This is a genomic window from Thermococcus sp. (genome assembly GCF_015523185.1).
GTDB lineage: Archaea > Methanobacteriota_B > Thermococci > Thermococcales > Thermococcaceae > Thermococcus.
This window is the reverse complement of record NZ_WAKV01000001.1, coordinates 1-2,723: the sequence shown is the minus strand read 5'-3', so window position 1 is coordinate 2,723 and position 2,723 is coordinate 1. Positions and strand designations below refer to the sequence as shown.

The window sequence follows — 2,723 nt, the reverse complement described above, 5'->3', positions numbered from 1 at the left end:
GTCTATGCATTTGTCGTGACCTACATCCTGATTTGGATTACCGATAGGATAACCCCCGTTCGCGTTCCGGAGGATGCCGAGAAGAAGGGCCTTGACGCCTACGAGTGGGCTGAGAGCGCCTACGTTGATGCATGAAGTTTTTTTCTTTATTTCACTTTAACGACCAACATTTCTTCTTTTCCCGAGGAGGCCACAAGCGTCCCATCCCTCTCGAAAATCCAAGCACCACCGGGCGGTGAGCTGTTGACTATGAAGGCCTTAACGCCGAGAAGCCTAACCCTCTCGGCCATCGCCTCAACGTCCTCCTCGTTCGGCTCGCCGTAGTCCGGTGAGTACTCCATCGGCACGAAGAGGTAGTCAGGTCTTTTCCGCCTCACCCACTTCGCTATCTCTTGTTGTAGGGGTCGCCACAGATGATTACCGCGACCTTTCCAAACTCAGTCCATGCTGTTCTCCCCGTGTTGCCGGTGCAGAACTTGTACGGTTCCTGAAACTTGCGATGCTTGGGTAGTACCTCCCCGTTTCTGCCGATTAAAAGCGCGGAGTTGTAAACGCAGTTTTTGTAGAGCTCAATGAGGCCGAAGATAACATAAACGCCATTTTCCTTAGCGAGTTTACTCACCCGCCCAACAATTTCATCGTAAAGCCCCACCCCGGAAGCCTCGCTGAAGCGCCTCTCAAACTCAGTCCAGTTGACCTCGAAGTTTCCTACCTCGACGTGCATTGGAATAAGGACGACCCTCATTACTGCACCTCCAGCTCTTCAGAGGCCTGAAAAATCTTCTCAACGAGTCCTTGGGGTAAATCGTCCGGATTTTGATATTTTGTCACCTCCATCATGAGGTTATCGAGTTCCTTGAGTGTTTCAAGGTTCTTCTCGATGAGACTTTTCATCCTCGTGGAGTTGCTGAAGCTGACCTCCTGAAGGAACAGATGGTAGTTGGACATGGCCGAAAACATTAGCTGAAACCTCTCATCATTCTTGTACGCCTGGAGGAGGCCGAAAGTGTCTTCAAGGTGCCCGGCTCTGATGGAGTATGCACGGGCATAGAAAACCATGAGGTCATCCGAAGCGTTCTCGTGGAGGAGATACTCAAAAGTTCCGCCGACATTGGAGAGTCCTCTGGCGTCCTTCAAGCCATAGATGTAAACAGACGTCAGCAGGCTCTTCTCGTCTTTTCGGCAGTTCCATAGGGCGTATGAAGAGGTGAATAGGACAAGAATGAACATAACCACCAAGACCACAACGTGGTTTTTCCTTTTCATCCGTATCGTCCGTTTACCACTAACCGCAAAAGTCTTAAAAATCTTTGCCGTGTCCCTCAAAGAACCAGTTATTAGAGGGGACTTTGAATGAGAACTCACTCCTTCGGTGCTGAAACAGTCCCAGTTGCACTCGCCGGCGACCTGCTCATCGGGAGCGTCCACGACGGGAAGGCTTACAAACTCATGCTCGCAAGGCTCGACGGTGAAGAGATAGAAGAGCTAAAGTTCCTCTCGGGCAAAAACGACTGGGAAGGCCACAGCATAGCGAAGCTCAAGGACGGCTACCTAATCGGCGGTGCCGCTGAGGGCGTTGCAACGTCCGACGGCGGAAACGGCTGGAAGGCTTACGTCGCGAAACTTAGTGATAACCTCAAAGTCCTTTGGGGGAGAAAGCTAAAAATCCTCGGCAACGAGGCCGTTTACTCGATTTTGCCGGATAGGAGTGGTGCTTTCATAGCGGGCGAAACCTCCGACGAGAGGGGCAGGGGCTTTTTCATCGGGAGGACTACGCTGGAAGGCGAACCCCTCTGGCTCAGAACACTCGGTCCCTGGGACGATGCCGTGATTTCCGGCCTGGTTGAGCTTGATGGAAAGCTTTTCCTCATCGGGAGTTTGAAGGAGAGGGGAGATGGAGGGTTAAGGCCTTCGAGTTCACCAGGAACGGGGAGCTGGTAGGGGAAAGGGAGCTTGCCGGTGAAATAGCCCTGACTGCCGCCAGAATGGATGGAAAGATAATCTTAGGCGGTTACAAAGGGAGCGCCCTCTGGGTCTGGGGCGGAGACTGGGAGGTGACGCTTCCAAACGGTGCAGTGACTTCACTCCTGCCAGCCGAAGACGGCCTCTTAATTAGCGGCGAAGTCGAGGGGAAAGCAGTGGTGATAAAGCTCGACCCGAAGGGAGAAATCCTCTGGAAGAGAGAACTGTGGGAGCGTGGCTGGGTCGAGGTTTCAGGAAGGGACGTTGCGCTCGGGGTTAAGGAGGAAGAGGGGAAGATGGTGATGGTCGTTGAGAGGGTTTAGGAGGTATTCACGATGAGACCCATTATCCTCAGAGGGGAGAAAATATCGCTTGGAATCCTCCTGAAGGAAGACCTCCAAAAGAGCTGGGAGTGGTTCAACGACAGGAGCACGATGCGTTACATGTTCAACTCTGCCTATTTCACACTTCCAGAAGAGGAGGGAGAGCTGTACGAGGATCTGAAGAAGAACAAGGATAAGGCGCCTGTTTTTGCCGTTGTCGAAAACAAAAGCGGAAATCTTGTGGGAATATCAGGCTTCAAATGGATTAACTGGCAAGCAAGGTGGGGGGAGATACTCTACTACCTCGCTCCGGAGGAGAGGAGGAAGGGCTACGGCACCGAGGTCGTCAAACTCCTCTGCGAGTACGCCTTCAGGCATCTCAACCTCCGTAAAGTCTGGGCAAAGGTTCATGAGGACAATAAGGCCTCTATAAAAGTT

The 2,723-nt window shown here is 52.3% G+C and carries 5 protein-coding genes and 1 pseudogene; 4 read left to right on the top strand and 2 right to left on the bottom strand.

All coding sequences use genetic code 11. The features are described 5' to 3' along the window. Positions 1–135, top strand: a 135-nt coding sequence (locus F7B33_RS10170; protein WP_366927505.1) for a hypothetical protein, incomplete at its 5' end; no start/stop codon positions are given. A gap of 11 nt (positions 136–146) precedes the next feature. Here the strand turns inward: F7B33_RS10170 and F7B33_RS00025 are convergent. Together F7B33_RS00025 and F7B33_RS00020 are read right to left on the bottom strand one after the other, a co-directional pair. Then, a pseudogene (locus F7B33_RS00025) lies at positions 147–745 on the bottom strand (carbon-nitrogen hydrolase family protein). Further along, the gene (locus F7B33_RS00020) at positions 745–1,236 is read right to left on the bottom strand and encodes a hypothetical protein (protein WP_297072398.1); all 492 of its coding nucleotides are present in this window, start codon (positions 1,234–1,236) and stop codon (positions 745–747) included. The pseudogene F7B33_RS00025 and the gene F7B33_RS00020 overlap by 1 nt, the downstream one beginning before the upstream one ends. A gap of 117 nt (positions 1,237–1,353) precedes the next feature. Here F7B33_RS00020 and F7B33_RS00015 point away from each other — a divergent pair, with 117 nt between their 5' ends. The 3 genes from F7B33_RS00015 to F7B33_RS00005 all read left to right on the top strand — a co-directional run. Further along, positions 1,354–1,941 (top strand): hypothetical protein, encoded by a 588-nt coding sequence (locus F7B33_RS00015; RefSeq protein ID WP_297072396.1) that lies wholly within the window; start codon positions 1,354–1,356, stop codon positions 1,939–1,941. Between the two features lie 44 nt (positions 1,942–1,985). Further along, positions 1,986–2,285 carry a hypothetical protein gene (locus F7B33_RS00010; RefSeq protein WP_297072394.1) on the top strand — a complete coding sequence of 100 codons (300 nt, stop codon included), beginning with the start codon at positions 1,986–1,988 and terminating at the stop codon, positions 2,283–2,285. Between the two features lie 12 nt (positions 2,286–2,297). After that, positions 2,298–2,723: GNAT family N-acetyltransferase (locus F7B33_RS00005; RefSeq protein WP_297072392.1), on the top strand; the 426-nt coding region annotated here is incomplete at its 3' end.